The sequence below is a fragment of the Candidatus Propionivibrio aalborgensis genome, from assembly GCF_900089945.1.
Taxonomy (GTDB): Bacteria; Pseudomonadota; Gammaproteobacteria; order Burkholderiales; family Rhodocyclaceae; genus Propionivibrio; species Propionivibrio aalborgensis.
In genome coordinates, this window is record NZ_FLQY01000233.1 from 1 (window position 1) to 684 (window position 684).

The window sequence follows — 684 nt, forward strand, 5'->3', positions numbered from 1 at the left end:
ATCGCCGGGACGTAGGTGATTATCATGAGGTACACCAGCATCGTCAGCAGCCAGGGCCAGACGGCCTTGGAGCAGTCGGTCAGGCCCATCTTGGCGATTCCGCTGGCCACGTACAGATTCAGGCCGACCGGCGGCGTGATCATGCCGATCTCCATGTTCACCGTGATCATCACCCCGAAGTGGACGGGATCGATGCCCAGTTTCATGGCAATCGGGAACAGGATCGGCGCCGTGATCAGGATGATCGACGAGGGCTCCATGAAGCTGCCCATCACCAGCAGCAGGATGTTCACCGCAATCAGGAAGCCGACCATGCCGACCCCGGAATGCGTCAGCCATTCGGCGATGCCCTGCGGTATCTGCTCGTTGGTCAGGATGAAGGAGAACAACACCGCATTGGTGATGATGTAGAGCAGCATCGCGCTCATGTTCGCCGAGTTGAGCAGGACCTTCGGCACGTCCTTCATGCCGATGTCCTTATAGACGAATACGGCGATAAAGAAGGCGTACACCGCGCTCATGGCCGCCGCCTCGGTCGGAGTGAACAGGCCGCTGTAGATGCCGCCCATCACCACCACGATCAGCAGCAGGCCCCAGATCGCCTTGCGGAAGGCGTCCCAGCGCTCCGCCCATGAACGCGGCTGCTCGCGCGGATAGTTGCCCTTCTTGGCCTCATACCAGGTG

The 684-nt window shown here is 60.5% G+C and carries 1 protein-coding gene; it reads right to left on the reverse strand.

Annotated features, from left to right (window positions below; all coding sequences use genetic code 11):
- Positions 1-684 (reverse strand): TRAP transporter large permease (locus PROAA_RS11535; RefSeq protein ID WP_186411484.1); only part of this gene is annotated, 684 nt, incomplete at both ends.